This window comes from Janibacter alkaliphilus (assembly GCF_013408565.1).
In the GTDB taxonomy this organism is placed as follows: Bacteria; Actinomycetota; Actinomycetes; order Actinomycetales; family Dermatophilaceae; genus Janibacter; species Janibacter alkaliphilus.
Map to the genome: position 1 here is coordinate 3228646 of NZ_JACBZX010000001.1, position 16860 is coordinate 3245505.

General features: G+C 74.1%; 15 protein-coding genes and 1 tRNA gene. 7 read left to right on the plus strand and 9 right to left on the minus strand.

The features are described 5' to 3' along the window. The first annotated feature begins 54 nt into the window (after positions 1–54). A tRNA-Gly gene (locus tag BJY28_RS15275) sits at positions 55–125 on the plus strand. Positions 126–202: 77 nt separating this feature from the next. On the opposite strand, the gene trmB is transcribed toward BJY28_RS15275, so the two are convergent. From trmB to BJY28_RS15295, 4 genes are all read right to left on the minus strand, one after another. Beyond that, positions 203–919, minus strand: a complete 717-nt coding sequence (trmB, locus tag BJY28_RS15280; protein ID WP_343037146.1) for a tRNA (guanosine(46)-N7)-methyltransferase TrmB — start codon at positions 917–919, stop codon at positions 203–205. A gap of 91 nt (positions 920–1010) precedes the next feature. After that, positions 1011–2033 (minus strand): SpoIIE family protein phosphatase, encoded by a 1023-nt coding sequence (locus BJY28_RS16980; protein WP_179463757.1) that lies wholly within the window; start codon positions 2031–2033, stop codon positions 1011–1013. 187 nt (positions 2034–2220) lie between these two features. Further along, positions 2221–2688, minus strand: a complete 468-nt coding sequence (locus BJY28_RS15290; RefSeq protein WP_179463758.1) for a ribose-5-phosphate isomerase — start codon at positions 2686–2688, stop codon at positions 2221–2223. Positions 2689–2779: 91 nt separating this feature from the next. Continuing rightward, positions 2780–3388 carry a mycothiol-dependent nitroreductase Rv2466c family protein gene (locus tag BJY28_RS15295; protein WP_179463759.1) on the minus strand — a complete coding sequence of 203 codons (609 nt, stop codon included), beginning with the start codon at positions 3386–3388 and terminating at the stop codon, positions 2780–2782. A 96-nt stretch (positions 3389–3484) separates the two neighbouring features. Here BJY28_RS15295 and pepN point away from each other — a divergent pair, with 96 nt between their 5' ends. The 5 genes from pepN to BJY28_RS15320 all read left to right on the plus strand — a co-directional run bounded on the left by pepN (position 3485) and on the right by BJY28_RS15320 (position 10082). Then, positions 3485–6058: an aminopeptidase N gene (gene pepN, locus BJY28_RS15300; protein WP_179463760.1), complete on the plus strand. Its 2574-nt coding sequence runs from the start codon at positions 3485–3487 to the stop codon at positions 6056–6058. Beyond that, a complete protein-coding gene (locus BJY28_RS15305) occupies positions 6055–7008 on the plus strand; it encodes a mechanosensitive ion channel family protein (RefSeq protein WP_343037147.1) in 954 nt (317 codons plus the stop codon). Before pepN ends, BJY28_RS15305 begins: the two co-directional genes overlap by 4 nt. Positions 7009–7073: 65 nt before the next feature. Next, entirely contained in the window at positions 7074–7478 is a 405-nt protein-coding gene (locus tag BJY28_RS15310; RefSeq protein WP_179463761.1) for a globin, read from the plus strand. Positions 7479–7531: 53 nt separating this feature from the next. After that, positions 7532–9232: a glycoside hydrolase family 13 protein gene (locus BJY28_RS15315; protein WP_179464233.1), complete on the plus strand. Its 1701-nt coding sequence runs from the start codon at positions 7532–7534 to the stop codon at positions 9230–9232. Between the two features lie 10 nt (positions 9233–9242). After that, entirely contained in the window at positions 9243–10082 is an 840-nt protein-coding gene (locus BJY28_RS15320) for a glycerophosphodiester phosphodiesterase family protein (RefSeq protein WP_179463762.1), read from the plus strand. Between the two features lie 83 nt (positions 10083–10165). Here the strand turns inward: BJY28_RS15320 and BJY28_RS15325 are convergent, their stop codons facing one another. The 5 genes from BJY28_RS15325 to BJY28_RS15345 all read right to left on the minus strand — a co-directional run bounded on the left by BJY28_RS15325 (position 10166) and on the right by BJY28_RS15345 (position 14144). Further along, complete coding sequence (locus tag BJY28_RS15325; protein WP_179463763.1) at positions 10166–11404, minus strand: DUF6596 domain-containing protein; 1239 nt, start codon at positions 11402–11404, stop codon at positions 10166–10168. Positions 11405–11410: 6 nt separating this feature from the next. Beyond that, positions 11411–11764: a YciI family protein gene (locus BJY28_RS15330; protein ID WP_218875409.1), complete on the minus strand. Its 354-nt coding sequence runs from the start codon at positions 11762–11764 to the stop codon at positions 11411–11413. A gap of 245 nt (positions 11765–12009) precedes the next feature. Next, positions 12010–12810, minus strand: a complete 801-nt coding sequence (locus BJY28_RS15335; protein ID WP_179463764.1) for an inositol monophosphatase family protein — start codon at positions 12808–12810, stop codon at positions 12010–12012. Between the two features lie 213 nt (positions 12811–13023). Beyond that, positions 13024–13686 carry a DUF8185 domain-containing protein gene (locus BJY28_RS15340; protein WP_179463765.1) on the minus strand — a complete coding sequence of 221 codons (663 nt, stop codon included), beginning with the start codon at positions 13684–13686 and terminating at the stop codon, positions 13024–13026. Continuing rightward, positions 13683–14144 carry an acyl-CoA thioesterase gene (locus BJY28_RS15345; RefSeq protein WP_343037148.1) on the minus strand — a complete coding sequence of 154 codons (462 nt, stop codon included), beginning with the start codon at positions 14142–14144 and terminating at the stop codon, positions 13683–13685. The genes BJY28_RS15340 and BJY28_RS15345 overlap by 4 nt, the downstream gene beginning before the upstream one ends. A gap of 116 nt (positions 14145–14260) precedes the next feature. Between BJY28_RS15345 and BJY28_RS15350 the strand changes: the two genes are divergently transcribed. Further along, entirely contained in the window at positions 14261–16459 is a 2199-nt protein-coding gene (locus BJY28_RS15350; protein WP_179463766.1) for a RecQ family ATP-dependent DNA helicase, read from the plus strand. The last annotated feature ends 401 nt before the right edge of the window (positions 16460–16860 follow it).

Here is a 16860-nt window from a genome sequence, read left to right on the forward strand (position 1 = left end):
GCGCACGAACGCCCGCTCACCGTGACTGGCTCACTGTGGCGGTCTGCCTGGTGCGCGGGCGTAGCTCAATGGTAGAGCCCCAGTCTTCCAAACTGGCTACGCGGGTTCGATTCCCGTCGCCCGCTCTCTCTCGTCACCGGTCGAGGTGATCCGCGCCGCGCAGGTGGGCGCCGATCACCTCGACCCGCGCCCTCCCTGCGACTCAGCCGCGCGGCGTCGCCCGGATCTCGACGATCGAGCGCCCCGCCGCGACGCCCTTGTCCTCGAAGCCGTCGCTCGGACGCCACGACGGCCGCTCCCCCTCGACGACCGCGAAGCCGCCGTGCTCGGCGAGCTGCTCGCGCACGTGCTCGGCGTAGATCGCGTGGTCGGTGGCCACGAGCAGCGCTCCCCCGGGCCGCAGCCGGTCGGCGATCAGGTCGAGGGTGTCCTGCTGCACCAGCCTGCGCTTGGCGTGCCGGGCCTTCGGCCAGGGGTCCGGGAAGAAGAGGTGCACCGCGGCCAGCGACCCGCTGGGCACCGAGCCCTGCAGGTACTCCAGCGCGTCGCCGCGGTGGACAGCCAGGTTGCTCAGGCCGAGCTCCTCGACCCGGGCCATCATCCGGGCCACCCCGGGGACGTGCACCTCGGCGGCGAGCAGGTCGTGCTCGGGGTGGGCCTGGGCGTAGGCGATCGCCGCCGCGCCGTGCCCCGAGCCGATCTCCAGCACCACCGGCACCTCACGGCCGAAGACCGCGGCCGCGTCCAGCGGCCCGGCGTCGACGCCGTAGACCGGCAGCAGCCGGCTCAGCTGCTCCTCGATGAGCGGGGACATCCGCCACCGCGGGGTGAAGGTGCGCACCGTCGCCCGGTGCCGACCGTCGGCCGTGGTCGGGGTGTCGGTGGCGGGGCGGTGGTAGGCGTCGTCAGGCGAGGGCACGGGCGGCAAGGGTAGTCGGCTCGCCCACGTCGGCGGGCCCTCGCGACCGCCGAGCGGGCTGATCGCACCTGAGGCCGGACGTCCGGACCGGCTACTCGCGCCAGAGGACGACGGCCGCGCGGTCGTCGTCCACCCCGGCCCGGCCGTGCCGCACCAGCTGGTCGGCCAGCCCGGGCAGGCCGTGCACCAGCGACGCCTCGGCGGTGCCGAGCATCCAGTCCACCCCGTCGTCCAGGGTGCAGCGGCGCGACTCGATGACCCCGTCGGTGCAGACCACCAGCGCGTCGCCCGGGTCGAGCCGGATCCTGGTCTCCGGGAAGCTCGCCCGGGCGACGACCCCCAGCGCCGGGCCGCGCCCGCCGTCGACCGAGGTCCAGCGCCCGGAGCCGGCGTCGTAGTGCGCCGCCGCCGGGTGGCCGGCCGAGGCGATGACCGCCTCACCGGTGTCCAGGTCGATGCGCACGTGCACCGCGGTGGCGAAGCCCTCGTCCCAGCGCTCCCGGTCGAGGAAGGAGTTCGACATCGACAGCACCTGCTCCGAGGGCGCCGAGCCGAGCAGCCCGGACATCACCCCGCCGAGCACGAGCGCCCGGGTCCCGGCGTGCTGTCCCTTGCCGGAGACGTCGGCCAGCACCATCTCCAGCCGCCCGGCCTCCTGGTCCAGCACGGTGACGTTGAAGTCGCCGGCGAAGGACTCACCGTGCGCCGAGGCGAAGGCGCGCTCGGCCCGCCAGCCCACCGGCAGCGCCGGGATGTCGCCCATCCGGAAGAGCCGGTCACGCAGGTCACTGAGCATCCGGTCCCCGGCGAAGGCGTGCACCCCGTGGTGGGCGCGCGAGCTGGCGACGCCGTACATCAGCGCCATCGAGCCGAGCAGCACCAGCGCGGGCAGCGCCATGTCCTCGTGGCCGGCCAGCGCCAGGCCGGCGACCCACAGCACGACGTAGCCGAAGAGCAGCTGCACCTGGACCTTGGGCAGCACCAGCGCGGCCAGCAGGCAGAGCGGGACGAAGACCATCAGCGGCAGCACGCCGGGCCAGCGCAGGTGGGCGAGCCCGACCGCGGTGGCGGCGAGCAGCATGACCGCGAAGGGGGAGGTGGCGACGCCGGGCACGGACGGGCGCCGCGGGCCGTCGAGCAGCAGACGGCCCCGGGTAGGCAACGTCGCCGACATCTCGCTCCCCAGGTCGGGTGAGGCCTCGCGCCGAGGTCCCGGGTCGCACGATATGCGCGGGACGGGCGCTCAGGGAATGGTCTTTACCAAACCCTGACGAAGCGTCGGTGCAGGTCAGCCGCCCCGATCAGGGCAGGTCGGGCAGGGTCCCGTCCGCCTCGTAGGCGCTGACCATGGCGATCCGGCGCTCGTGCCGGGTCTCACCGGTGAACTCCGTCGCCAGGAAGGTGCGCACCATCTCCCGGGCCTGCTCGACGGGCTGCATGCGGCCGCCGAGGGAGATGATCTGGGCGTCGTTGTGCTCCCGCGCCAGCCGGGCGATCTCGACGTCGTAGCAGAGCGCCGCGCGGATGCCCTCGACCTTGTTCGCGGCCATCTGCTCACCGTTGCCGGAGCCGCCGAGGACGATCCCGAGGCTGCCCGGGTCGGCGGCGACAGCGCGGGCGGCGCGCAGCACGAAGACCGGGTAGTCGTCCTGCGGGTCGAGGGTGAAGGGACCGTGGTCGGTCACCTCGTGCCCCTCCTCCGCGAGGAAGGTCAGCAGGTCCTGGTGCAGGTCGTAGGCGGCGTGGTCGCCACCGATGTGCACGCGCACGTCGGTCTCCTTCGTCGGGTTCGGATGTCGCCGGTTCGGCTGTCGTCTGATCCGCGGGTCGCGGGTCGTGGTCGCTGCTCGTCGTCGCTGGTCAGTCGATGATCGGGTCGCGGTCGCGGGAGCGCTTGAGCTCGAAGAAGCCGTCCACACCGGCGACCAGCACGCAGCCGTCCCAGAGCCGCCCGGCCTCCTCGCCGGTCGGCGCCGGGGTGACCACCGGGCCGAAGAAGGCGACCCCGTCGACGGCGATGGTCGGGGTGCCGACGTCGTCCCCGACGAGCTCGACGACGGCGTCCTTGCGGGCGCGCAGGGCGGCGTCCAGGCTCTCGTCCTGCCCGGCCTGCAGCAGGCCCTCCGGCAGCCCGACCTCGGCCAGCGCCTCGGCGGTCACCGCGTCGTAGTCCTTGCGGCCCTGCCGGTGGATCCGCTCGCCCAGGGCGTCGTAGAGCGGCTTGGCGACCTCGTCGCCGTGCTCGTCGATGGCGCGGCGCAGCACCCGGGACATCGGCTGGATCGCGTGCATCATCTCGCGGTACTCCGCCGGGATGTCGCGCTCCTCGTTCAGCGCCCAGAGGCTCATCTGGTGCCAGCGCACGTCCACCTCGCGCACCTGCTGCACCTGCATCATCCAGCGGGAGGTCATCCAGGCCCACGGGCACGCGGGGTCGAAGTAGAAGTCGGCGGTGCTGCGGCTGCTCATGCGCTCATCCTGACAGAGCCCGGCCAGCCCTCGCCCAGGGTGCTGTCGGCATCGCGTGCAAGGATGGCCAGGCCCCCGAGAGCCAAGGAGCCCTGCGTGCCCGGCACGAACCTCACCCGTGAGGAGGCGGCCGACCGCGCCGCCCTCGTCACCCTCGACAGCTACCGCGTGACGCTCGACCTCACCGTCTCCGAGACCACCTTCACCACCACCAGCGAGATCACCTTCTCCTGCGCCTCGCCCGGCGCCGAGACCTTCCTCGACTTCGTCGGGGAGTCCGTCGATGAGGTCGTCCTCAACGGCCGCTCGCTCGACCCGGCCGAGGTGTACGCCGACAGCCGGGTGCGGCTGCCGGACCTGGCCGCGGAGAACGAGCTGACCGTACGGGCCACCGGCCGCTACATGCACACCGGCGAGGGGCTGCACCGCTTCGTCGACCCGGCCGACGACGAGGTCTACCTCTACACCCAGTTCGAGGTGCCGGACAGCCGGCGGATGTACCCGGTCTTCGAGCAGCCCGACCTCAAGGCGAGCTTCGCCTTCACGGTGACCGCGCCCGCGCACTGGCAGGTCATCTCCAACGCGCCCACCCCGGAGCCGACCCCGCTGGACGGCCGTACCGGCGTCGGCGCCAACGACACCGACGGCATCGCCACCTGGACCTTCCCGCCGACCGAGCGGATGAGCAGCTACATCACGGCGCTGGTCGCCGGCCCCTACGAGGTGCACCGGGACAGCCTGACCAGCGGCGACAAGGAGGTGCCGCTGGGCCTCTTCTGCCGGCGCTCGCTGGCCCCCCACCTCGACGCCGAGGAGCTCTTCGCGCTGACGAAGGCGGGCTTCGCCTTCTTCGAGGAGGAGTTCGACCAGCCCTACCCCTTCACCAAGTACGACCAGGTCTTCGCGCCGGAGTACAACATGGGCGCGATGGAGAACGCGGGCTGCGTCACCCTGCACGAGATGTACGTCTTCCGCTCCAAGGTGCCCGACGCGCTCGTCGAGCGGCGCGCGCTGACCGTGCTGCACGAGCTCGCGCACATGTGGTTCGGCGACCTGGTGACCATGCGCTGGTGGAACGACCTGTGGCTCAACGAGTCCTTCGCCGAGTGGGCCTCGACGACCTGCCAGGCCGAGGCCACCCGGTGGAGCAGCGCCTGGACCACCTTCGGCACCCACGAGAAGGCCTGGGCCTACCGGCAGGACCAGCTCAGCTCCACCCACCCGATCGTCGCCCCGATCCGTGACCTGGCCGACGTCGAGGTGAACTTCGACGGGATCACCTACGCGAAGGGGGCCTCGGTCCTCAAGCAGCTCGTCGCCTACGTCGGCCGCGAGCCCTTCCGGGACGGGATCCGCGCCTACTTCGCCAAGCACGCCTGGGGCAATACCACCCTCGACGACCTGCTCGTCGAGCTCGAGGCCACCTCCGGGCGGGACCTGCGCACCTGGTCGCAGGTGTGGCTGGAGACCGCCGGGGTGAACACGCTGCGCCCGGTGCTGACCGTGGACGAGCACGGCGGCATCGCCGACGCGGTCATCGAGCAGACCGCCCCGGAGAGCCACCCCACGCTGCGCCCGCACCGGCTGGCGATCGGCCTCTACGAGGAGCACGACGCTGGGCTGGTGCGCACCGACCGGATCGAGCTCGACGTCGACGGCCCGAGCACCCCGGTGCCGCAGCTCGTCGGTCGGCAGCAGCCTGACCTGCTGCTGGTCAACGACGACGACCTGGCCTACGCCAAGATCCGGCTCGACCCGCGCTCGCTGGCCACCCTGCGCGCGCAGCCGGGCTCCTTCACCGACTCGCTGCCGCAGGCGCTGTGCCTGGCCAGCGCCTGGGACATGACCCGGGACGCGGAGATGGCCGCGCACGACTACGTCGACCTGGCGCTGGCCTCGCTGCACGGCCTGGACGACTCCACCCTGCTGCGCACGCTGCTGGGGCAGATCGCCACCGCGACGCTGACCTACTCCGCGCCGACCCGGCGCCGGGCGCTGCGCGAGCGGGTGGTCACCACCCTCGCCGACCTGGCCGAGGCCGCGGCACCCGGCAGCGACGCCCAGCTGCAGCTGGTCACCGCGCACGCCGGGATGCTCGCCCCCGGCGACGACACCCGCCTGGTGGCCGGGCTGCTCGACGGCTCGGGCGCCCTCGACGGCCTGGCCGTCGACACCGACATGCGCTGGACGCTGGTCACCGGTCTGGCCGCGGCCGGCGAGATCGACGCCGAGCGGATCGCCCAGGAGGCCCGCAGCGACCAGACCGCGACCGGTCGGGAGCGGGCCGCGAGGGCGGCGGCGAGCATCCCCACCGAGGCGGCGAAGGAGGCTGCCTGGCGGGCCGGCGTCGAGGACGACAGCACCCCGAACTCGGTGGTCGACGCGCACGCGCTCGGCTTCGCCCGGGCCATCGACCCGGCGCTGCTGGCCCCCTTCGTCCGGCGCTACCTGGAGACCGTCGAGCAGGTGTGGTCGCAGCGCACCCACGCCATCGCCGAGGCGATCGTGCTCGGCTTCTACCCGATGGCCCTGGCCGGGCCGGAGCTGCTCGGGGCGACCCAGACCTGGCTGGACGAGCACCCGGAGGCCTCCCCCGCGCTGCGTCGGCTGATCGCCGAGCACCGCGACACCGTGGCCCGGGCGGTGACCACCCAGGAGCGTGACGCGTGATCCGCGGCATCACCGACCTGACCGACATCGACCTCGGCGAGGCGATCGAGTGGACCCGGGGCGACGCCCTCGAGTGGCTGCTCGGGGCGCCGCTGCAGATCCTCATCACGCTCGTCGTGGCGGTCGTCGCCCGCAAGCTGCTGCACCGCTCCATCAACGGCTTCGTCCGCTCCTCGGTGGCCCGCGGCGACGCGGCCCGCGCCGAGCGGGGCGCCGATCTCGGGGCGAAGGCGGAGCGGGCGCTGGCCCGGGCCACCGGCGCCGCGCACGAGCGGCACCGGCAGCGCACCACGACGATGGGCTCGCTGCTGCGCAGCATCTCGACGATCGTCGTCGCGGTGATCGCCGTGCTGACGGTCATGTCGATCGTCGGCATCCCGCTGGCCCCGCTGCTCGCCTCGGCCGGGGTCGGTGGCGTCGCCCTCGGCTTCGGTGCCCAGTCGCTGGTCAAGGACTACCTCTCCGGGATCTTCATGATCCTCGAGGACCAGTACGGCGTGGGCGACCTCGTCGACACCGGCGAGTGCGTCGGCACGGTCGAGGAGGTCTCGCTGCGGGTCACCCGGCTGCGGGACTTCGAAGGGGTGGTCTGGTACGTCCGCAACGGAGAGATCATCCGGATCGCCAACCGCAGCCAGGGCTGGGCGACGGCCATCGCGGACATCCCCTTCTCCTACCGGGAGGACGTCGACGAGGTCACCGAGATCGTCCGCGAGGCGGTCGCCGGCATGGAGACCGAGGACGGCTGGCGGGACGTGCTGCTCGAGGCGCCCAAGGTCCTCGGGGTGGAGTCGATCAGCTCCGGCACGGTGACCATCCGGGTGCTGGTCACCTGCGCCCCGGACGAGCACTGGGGCGTGCAGCGCGAGCTGAAACGCCGGGTCAAGGACGCCTGCGACGACCGCGGCATCGCCGGCCCGCCGATCCTCACCGGCGGCGGCCAGCCCTGAGCCGGCGAGGGCCGCTCGCCGACGCCCGCACGGACCGGCCGGTCACGGCCTGAGAGGATGGCGGCATGTTCGCTCAGCCCGGTGCGACCTTCTACGAGCAGGTCGGCGGCGCGCCCACCTTCGAGCGCCTCGTCCACGAGTTCTACGAAGGGGTCAAGGCCGACCCCGAGCTGCGGGCGCTCTACCCCGAGGAGGACCTCGGGCCGGCCGAGCGTCGGCTGCGGATGTTCCTCGAGCAGTACTTCGGCGGCCCGGGCACCTACAGCCAGGAGCGGGGGCACCCGCGGCTGCGGATGCGCCACGTCCCCTTCGCGGTGACCCTGGACATGCGCGACCGCTGGCTGCGGCACATGTACGCGGCGATGGACACCCTCGAGCTGCCCGCCGAGCACGACGAGCTGATGCGGGACTACTTCTTCCGCGCCGCGCACATGCTCGTCAACACCGACGACGACGGCACCCGGCTGTGAGCACGGTCACCACCGGCTGACAGCATGGAGCGGTGAGCGTCCCCCACCGCCAGATGACGTCCCTGCACGAGGCCTCCCCCGCCACCTCCCCGTGGTGGCGCGATGCCGTCGGCTACCAGGTCTACCCCCGCTCCTGGGCCGACGGTGACGGCGACGGCACCGGCGATCTCGCCGGCATCGCCGCCCGGCTGCCGCACCTGCGCGACCTCGGCGTCGACGCGGTGTGGTTCTCCCCCTTCTACCGCTCGCCGCAGCACGACGCGGGCTACGACGTCGCCGACTACCGGGACATCGACCCGCTCTTCGGCTCGCTCGCCGACGCCGACGCGCTCATCGCCGAGGCGCACGAGCTCGGGCTGCGGATCGTCGTCGACCTCGTGCCCAACCACACCTCCGAGGAGCACGCCTGGTTCCAGGCGGCGCTGGCCGCGGCCCCGGGCAGCCCGGAGCGGGCCCGGTACATCTTCCGCGACGGGCGTGGCGACGACGGCGGGGAGCCGCCGAACAACTGGCAGTCGGTCTTCGGCGGGCGCGCCTGGACCCGGGTCACCGAGGCCGACGGCCGACCCGGCCAGTGGTACCTGCACCTCTTCGACTCCAGCCAGCCGGACCTGGACTGGCAGAACCAGCAGGTCCGGGAGGAGTTCCACGCGATCATCCGCTTCTGGCTGGACCGCGGCGTCGACGGCTTCCGGGTGGACGTCGCGCACGGGCTGGTCAAGGCCGAGGGCCTGCCCGACTACGACCACCGCGAGCGGATGCTCGCCGAGAACGACTCCTCGGCCTCCCCGTACTGGGACCAGGACGGGGTGCACGAGATCTACCGCGGCTGGCGCGAGGTGCTCGACAGCTACGCCGGGGACGACCGGATCATGGTCGCCGAGGCGTGGGTGACCCCCAGCGAGCGCGCGGTGCTCTACGTGCGCGGCGACGAGTTCCACCAGGCGTTCAACTTCGACTTCCTCGAGACCCCGTGGGACGCGGCCCGGCTGCGGGAGGCGATCGCCGACTCGCTGCGGGCCAACGACTCGGTCGGCGCGCCGGCGACCTGGGTGCTGAGCAACCACGACGTCGTGCGGCACGCCAGCCGCCTCGGCCTGGACCAGAGCCGGCCGCGCCCGAACGGGATCACCGCGGACGACCCGCAGCCGGACGCCGAGCTCGGGCTGCGCCGGGCCCGAGCGGCGACGATGCTCATGCTCGGCCTGCCCGGCGCCGCCTACCTCTACCAGGGCGAGGAGCTCGGGCTGCCGGAGCACACCAGCCTGCCGGCGCAGGTGCGTCAGGACCCCACCTTCCACCGCACCGACGGGGCCGAGACCGGCCGGGACGGCTGCCGGGTGCCGATGCCGTGGGAGAAGGGGGCACCCGCCCACGGCTTCAACGACACCGGCGAGACCTGGCTGCCGCAGCCGGAGGTCTACGGCGAGCTCGCCGTGGACCAGCAGGTCGGCGTGCCCGGCTCGACGCTGGAGCTCTACCGCGAGCTGCTGGCGCTGCGCCGCGAGCGCCGGCTCGGCCTCGGCGGGCTGGAGCAGGTCGACGGCCTCGGCGACGACGTCATCGCCTACCGCTCGCTGGGCCCGGACGCTCCGGCCACCCTCGTGCTGGTCAACCTCGGCGAGCAGCCGGTGGCGCTGCCCGAGGGGGCGCGGGTGCTGGTCTCCTCGGAGCCGCTGGGCGAGCCGGCCGGGGGCGACCCGGTGCTCGTGCCCACCGACGTCGCGGTGTGGGCCGAGCAGCCCGCGGACTAGCCTGCGTCTCGTGGCTGCGTCACGACCGGCGAGGGACTTCGCCTACTTCGCCGAGCAGACCCCGGTCGGCCTGGCCCACCGGGGCGGGGCGACGTACGCCCCCAACGTCGGCCGGGAAAACACCATGGCCGCCTTCGCCGCCGCGGTGGAGATGGGCTACCGGTACCTCGAGACCGACGTGCACGCCACCGCCGACGGGCGGCTGGTCGCCTTCCACGACGACGTGCTGGACCGGGTGACCGACGCCACCGGCGCGCTCGCCGAGCTGCCGTGGCAGGAGGTGTCCCGGGCGCGGATCAACGGCACCGAGCCGGTGCCGTTGCTCGAGGAGCTGCTGGAGACCTTCCCCGAGGCGCGGCTGAACATCGACGTCAAGGCCCCGGCCGCGGTGCGGCCGCTGGTGGAGACGATCCGGGCGCACGACGCCGTCGAGCGGGTGTGCGTGGGCTCCTTCAGCGACCGCCGGCTGCGGGCGGTGCGCCGGGCGCTGGGGCCCGGGCTGGCGACCTCGGCCGGCCCGGCCGGGGTGGCCGGGATGAAGCTGCTGCCCGGCGCGCTGACCCGGCTGCTGCACTCCCCCGCCCAGGCGCTGCAGATCCCGGTGACCCACCCGGTCGCCGGACGCCCGGTGACGCTGGTGCTGCCGCGGATCGTCGAGGCCGCGCACCGGCTGGGCAAGCACGTGCACGTGTGGACGATCGACTCGGCCGAGGAGATGCACCGGCTGCTCGACCTCGGCGTGGACGGGATCGTCAGCGACCGGATCGACACCCTGCGCGACGTGCTCGCCGCACGCGGCACCCCCCTGACACCCCCAAACCCCCAACCCCCTGACACCCCAACCCCCTAGGCAGCTGCCTCCGCTCACCCTGCAGGCTGAGCACCTGGAACGAACCTGAGCGCCTGTCGAGGCTCGGCGCGCCGCGCGGCTCCTCAGCCACCGATCGCCTCCCGGCGACGCACCAGATGGCTGCGCTCGGCCTCGTTGCGGCAGAGGGCGATCGCGTCGTCGAAGGCCGTCGCGGCGGCAGCGGCGTCCCCGGCACGGGCCAGCAGCTCGGCGCGCACCGCAAGCACCCGGTGGCTGCCGGGCAGGTCCACCCCGGCGAGCTCGGCGAGGCCAGCCCGCGGACCGTGCGCCTCGCCCACCGCGACCGCGCGGGCCAGGGCGGCCGAGGGTGACGGGTCGATGACGAGCAACCGGTCGTACAGCCCGACGATCCGCGACCACCGGGTGCTCGCCGGGTCCGGGGCGGTGGCGTGCTCGGCGGCGACGAGCGCCTGCAGCAGGTAGGCCGCGGCCGGCTCCGGCACGACCCCGGTCAGCTCCGGCGATCGCAGCAGGGACACCCCTTCGTCGATCTCGTCGTGATGCCAGCGGTCACGGTCCTGGTCCGCCAGCAGCACGAGCCGGCCCTCGCCGTCGCTCCGGGCGTCGCGGCGCGAGTGCTGCAGCAGCACGAGCGCGAGCAGGGCGGTGACCGTCGGGTCCTGCGGTCGCAGCTCGTGCACGGTCCGCACGAGGCGGACCGCCTCGCCGGCGAGCCGCACCCGGACGGGGTCGGGCCCGTCTCCGGGCGCGTACCCGGCGGTGAAGGCGAGGTAGGCGGTGCGGGCCACCGCCTCCATCCGCCCGGGCAGGACGTCCCTCCGGGGCACGGCGAAGGGGATCCCGGCAGCGACGATCTTCTTCTTCGCCCGGGTGATCCGGGCCGCCATCGTCGGCTCCGTGACGAGGAAGAGGCGCGCGACGTCGCGGGTCGGCAGCCCCAGCACCAGGCGAAGGGCGAGCGCGCTCGCCGACTCGTCCGCGAGCGCGGGGTGGGTGCACATGAGCACCAGCCGCAGCAGGTCGTCCTCGACGAGGTCACCGGGGTCGGCCATCGCCCTGACCGTCTGCTCCCCGCGGTCGAGGTCGGTGGCCACCAGGGCGTGTGAGCGCTGGGCGACGGCCTCGGCGCGCAGCCGGTCGATGATGCGTCGGCGCGCGACGGTCAGCAGCCAGGCAGCGGGGCGCTCGGGCACGCCGTCGCCGGGCCACTGCCGGGCGGCCGCCTCGACGGCGTCGCCGAGAGCGTCCTCGACGAGGTCGAGACGGCGGAAGCGCGCGAGGAGCAGGGCCACCAGCCGGCCCCACTCCTCGCGCACCACCGCGTCGAGATCGTGCGGCACGGCGCCTCAGCCCGGGGTGACCACCGGGCTGACCTGGATGTCGTAGGCCGGCAGCGCGGTGATCAGCTCGAGCACGACGTCGAGGTCGGGCGCCTCGAGCAGGTAGAAGCCGCCCAGCTGCTCGACGGCCTCCGCGTAGGGGCCGTCGGTCACGGTGCGCGTGCCGCCGCGGGTGCGCACGACCGTCGCGGTGTCGCCCTCGCCGAGCGCCTCGCCGGCGAGGAGGGTCACCCCTTCCCGCTGCTCGCACGCCTCGTCGAAGGCCCCGAACCGCGCCATCATCTCCCCCTCCTGCTCGGGGGTGAGGTCGCTCCAGGCCGGCAGCTCGCCATCGCCCATCAGCAGCACCAGGTACTTCATGTCCGTCTCCTTCGCTCGCTCCGGCCGTGGCCGGAGGTGGTGGGCCGCGGGCGCGACCTCATCATGGTGTCGGACGGACCACCGCCGGATCGACAGCGCGCGACGAACTCTTGGGGAACGGCGGCGACCGGTGCTGCTGGGACTAGCACCCGCCGCCCGGTCCCAGCGTCGTCCGGCGGCTCGTCGCCAGGCGCGGCATCGTCGCGCCCCCGTCGTCAGGCGACGCCTGGTCGGGCGCTCCGTCGTCAGGCGCCGAGTCGGGCGACGATCTCGGCCACCGCGCTCGGCCGTCCGGCGACGCTCCACGTCGTGCCAGCGGCCTCGACCTGGAGCGCCTCGCCGCCCGCGGCGCGCACCAGCGCGGCCCCGGGGCGCCAGTCCCACTCGGCGACCGACTCCTGGGCCCATGCCCCGAGACGCCCGGCCGCCACCGCGGCCAGCTCGCACGACCCCGAGCCGAGCATGCGCACCGTGGCCGCCCCCTCGACGACGCGCAACCAGCGCTCGCGCACCCCGGTGCGGTCCATGCTCGCCGGGTGCAGGTAGGTGGCCAGCGCGACCTCGCTCAGCGGCAGATCGGCCAACGGCTCCAGCGCCCGACCGTCGAAGGTGGTGGGGTGCCCGACCCCACCGACCCAGGTCTCGTCGATGCTCGGCTGGTGCACCGCCCCCAGCGCCGTCTCGCCGTCGACGGCGAGCGCCAGCGCGCTGCACCACGTCGGCAGCCCGGAGAGGAAGTTGTACGTCCCGTCCACCGGGTCGATCACCCAGGTCCGCCCGCTGCGGGACGTGTGCCTGGCCCCCTCCTCGCCGAGGATCCCGTCGTCCGGGCGGGCGGCGAGCAGCGCGCCCGTGACGAGCTCCTCCGCCGCGTGGTCGGCGGCGGTCACCACGTCGGTGATCGACGTCTTGGTGTCGGCGGTCAGCCCCTCGGCGCGCATCCGGGCGGCGAGGGCGCCGGCGCGACGGACCAGGCGCGTGGCCAGCTCGGCATCGTTCAGGGCGGGGTCGGTGAGGTCGGGGGTGAGGGTGGGGGCGTCGCTCACGCCCTCACTCTACGAAGGGCGGCACGGGACGACGGCCGGGGCCGCCCCCTTCGCTCTCGGGACCGCCACCGCTTCGTCCACGCCCCCTTCGCCCACCCCCTCGTCAGTGAGCGCAGATCGTCGCCTCGACCACGCCCGAGGCGACGTTCTGCGCTCACTCACGGCAACCGGGTCCGTCCACCCTCCCCCTGGCGCGTGGACAGGAGCCAAGGGTCACCGGGTGAGGACGAAGCCTGCCCGGGTACTCAGCCGCGTCCACGGACCGGCCGCATGCACGGTGACCGGATCGCGCTCCTGGTCCGGCCGCCCGAGGAAGCCGAGCGCGTGCAGCCCGAAGGCGCCCCCGGACGGGACCGGGGGCACCGTGCCGGTCGCCCGCCCCCACACCCGGCGGCGCAGGTCGGCCACCGCGGCTGCGCCCGACCCGCTCGGCGCGCCCTGAGCGATCTCGGCGATCCCGGCGCGGGCAGCCTCCTCCAGGTCCGCAGCGCCGACCTGACCGACCGGCTCCCAGCCGCCGCGGGGCGGGCTCAGCGCCGCCCAGCTGGGGCTGGTCGTCATCGGCGGCACCGGCAGCTCGGTGGGCACGCTACCCGGCTCACCGGCCGCGCCGTCCCGAGCCAGCCGGTCGGTGATCGCTGCCAGCGGCACGGTGACGTCGAGGTGCGCCGGCTCGGCCAGGGCGTAGGTCCGCAGCCCGAGCACGAGCCCGTTCCCCAGCAGACCGCCGCCGGGGACGACGCACGTCCAGGCAGCGAGCACCGACCCGAGCGCCTGCAGCCGGACGTCACCGGACTCGTCCACCCCCTTCGCCCGCCGGACGTAGGTCGCCAGGTCCGCGGCGCTCTGACCGTCCTCGAGACGAAGGGCGCTCATCGCCGCCTCCGGAAGCCCACCTCGGGTCCGGTGAGGCTGCGCAGCACGTCCCGCTGCTCGCGGGGCAGCGAGCGCGGCGTGCCGCTGGCGAGGTCGACGGTGGCCAGCACGCTCTCGGCGAGGGCGTAGAGGGTGCCACCCATCGCCTCCGGGTCGCGCATCTCGTAGCCGATCGCGAAGCTCGCCCCGCCGATCCGGGTGACCCACATGTGCACCGCCAGCGGCTCGCGCCGGTAGACCAGCGGCCGGCGGTACTCGATCTCCTGGTGGGCGAGGAAGACACCGCGGCCGATGATGTCCTCGGCCCCGGCCGTCTCCCCGAACCAGTCCGCGAAGGCGACGATCCGCGCCTCCTCGAGCAGGCGCAGGTACATGACGTTGTTGATGTGGCCGTAGGAGTCCATGTCCCCCCAGCGCAGGGGCAGGTCGGCCACGTAGCTCTCCGGTGGTGCGATCACCGCCCCATCCTCGCAGCGCCGGTGCCGGCCGGGTGCCACGGCGTCGGCGAAGGGGGCGGCCGCCGCCTGTGGACGGCCGTCGGCGGCTGTCGTCGCCCTGACCTACCGTGGCGGGCATGACGAGCACGCCAGGGTCCGCCGCGCCGGTCGACGAGCACGCCCCGGGCGGTGGCGCGCCGGTGGGTGCCGGCGAGGCGCGCGCCGAGGGGGCGGACGGGCTCGCCGCGCAGGCGACGCAGGTGCTGCGCCGCCTCGTCGGACGCAAGGACGCCGACTTCCGGGACGGGCAGCTCGAGGCCATCGAGGCGCTGGTCTCCGGGGGTCGCCGGGTGCTGGTCGTCCAGCGCACCGGCTGGGGCAAGTCGGCGGTCTACTTCGTCGCCTCCCGGCTGCAGCGCGAGCGCGGCGCCGGGCCGGCTCTGATCGTCTCGCCGCTGCTGGCGCTGATGCGCGACCAGGTGGCCGCGGCGCAGCGCGCGGGGGTGCGGGCGGTGTCGATGAACTCCGCGAACGCCCAGGAGTGGGACCAGGTCCGCGCCGCCCTCGACGCCGACGAGGTGGACGTGCTGCTGGTCAGCCCCGAGCGCCTGAACAACCCGCGGTTCCGGGCCGAGCAGCTGCCCGAGCTGTCCCGGCGCTGCGGCCTGCTCGTCGTCGACGAGGCGCACTGCATCAGCGACTGGGGGCACGACTTCCGGCCCGACTACCGCCGGATCAAGGATCTGCTGGCCGAGCTGCCCGAGGGCACCCCGGTGCTGGCGACGACCGCGACCGCCAACGAGCGGGTGGTCCACGACGTCGAGGACCAGCTCGCCGCCGGGCGGGAGGGCGCCGACGTGCTCACCGTGCGGGGGCCGCTGGCCCGGGACAGCCTGCGCCTGGCCGTGCTCCCGCGCGCCGGGGTGGACCAGCACCTGGCCTGGCTGGCCAGCCACCTCGACGAGCTCACCGGCTCCGGGATCGTCTACACCCTCACCGTCGGTGCCGCCGAGGACGTCGCCGCTGCGCTCTCGAAGGCCGGGCACACGGTGGCGGCCTACACCGGGCGCTCCGACGCCGAGGAGCGCGAGCGGATGGAGGCCGCCCTACGGGACAACGAGGTCAAGGCGCTCATCGCCACCAGCGCGCTCGGGATGGGCTTCGACAAGCCCGACCTGGGATTCGTCGTCCACCTCGGGGCGCCGAGCTCGCCGGTGGCCTACTACCAGCAGGTCGGCCGCGCGGGGCGCGCCACCGAGCGGGCCGACGTGGTGCTGCTGCCCGGGCACGACGACCAGTCGATCTGGCGCCACTTCGCCTCCGCCTCGATGCCGCGCGAGGACCAGGCCGCGGCCGTGCTGCACGCGCTGGGCGAGTCGGCCCGCCCGCTGTCCACCGCCGCGCTGGAGACCATCGTCGACATCCGGCGCACCCGGCTCGAGCTGCTGCTGAAGGTGCTCGACGTCGACGGCGCGGTCAGCCGGGTGCAGGGCGGGTGGGCCGCCACCGGCCAGGAGTGGGTCTACGACGCCGAGCGCTACCAGCGGGTGGCCGAGGCTCGGGAGCGCGAGCAGCAGAGCATGCTCGACTACATCAGCACCGACGGTTGCCGGATGGCCTACCTGCAGCGGGCGCTGGACGACCCGAGCGCCGGCGACTGCGGACGCTGCGACCGGTGCGCCGGTCCGTGGATCGGCAGCGACGTCGACGAGGCGTCGCTCGAGGGTGCCCGCAGCACGCTGCAGCGGGCCGGGGTGGACCTCGACCCGCGGGCGCAGTGGCCGACCGGGATGGATCGTCTCGGGGTGCCGGTGAAGGGGAAGATCCCGGCCGAGGCGGCGATGTCGCCGGGGCGGGCGCTGGCCCGGGTGACCGACCTCGGCTGGGGGCAGCGGGTCCGTCAGCTGCTCGCCGAGGACGGCGAGGTGCCCGCACCGGTCGTCCAGGCCGTCGTCGGGGTGCTGGCCGGATGGGGCTGGCAGCAGCGTCCGGTCGGCGTCGTGAGCGTCCCGAGCCGGTCGCGCCCCGCCCTGGTCGGCTCGCTCGCCGCGCAGATCTCCCAGATCGGGCGGCTGCCGCTGCTCGGCAGCCTGGACCTCGTCGACGGCGGGCCGACCGGGAAGCCGGGCGGCAACTCGGCCTACCGGCTCGCCGGGGTGTGGGAGCGGCTGGTCGTCGGCGAGGAGCTGCGGTCCGCGCTGGCCGGGGCGAGGGGTCCGGTGCTGCTCGTCGACGACGTCGCGCACTCCCGGTGGACGCTCACCGTCGCCGCCAGGGCGCTGCGCCAGGCCGGGGCGGACGAGGTCCTGCCCTTCGCGCTCGGCCTGGACGCCTGAGCAGCCCTCCACCCCTTCTCCGCAGCTGCCGGGGCAGCTGCGCCCCCTTCTCGGCAACTGCCCGGGCAGTTGCGCCCCCTCCTTCGCAACTGCCCGGGCAGTTGCGCCCCCTTCTTGACAATTGCCCGGGCAGTTGCGCCCCTCCCTGACAATTGCCCGGGCAGTTGCGCCCCCTTCTCCGCAATTGCCCGGGCAGTTGCGCCCCCTTCTCCGCAATTGCCCGGGCAGTTGCGCCCCCTTCTTGACAATTGCCCGGGCAGTTGCGCCCCCTCCTTGACAATTACCCGGGCAGTTGCGCCCCTTCTGCAATTTGCCCGGGCAGTTGCGAGCCACCGCGCGAAGATTGCCCGGGTGAACGCGGGTCGGGTGGGTGGGGGTGGGTGGGTGGGTGGGGGTGGATC